General features: G+C 48.6%; 1 protein-coding gene. It reads left to right on the plus strand.

From position 1 onward, the window contains the following. A partial coding sequence (locus A3762_RS27265) for a hypothetical protein (protein WP_197469083.1) occupies positions 1–220 on the plus strand: 220 nt, incomplete at both ends.

Genomic DNA, 220 nt, shown 5'->3' on the forward strand with positions numbered 1-220 from the left:
CTTTGCAAATCGAAGGTTTGCCAGAGGAGGCGATAGCCTCTGATGGTAAGGGGGTTGACGGCGTTTTGACTATAGAACAGGCCCATGCAGAGCAGGTGGCGGATCTGAAAATTATCTTACCTGAGCAAGTGGTTGGGGAACTTGAGGTATCTGCGACCATTAAATTAAGCCAGCAGGACGAGACCGATTTGCAGCTCATCGATAGTGATATAGTGATGGT

The organism is Oleiphilus sp. HI0125 (assembly GCF_001635355.1).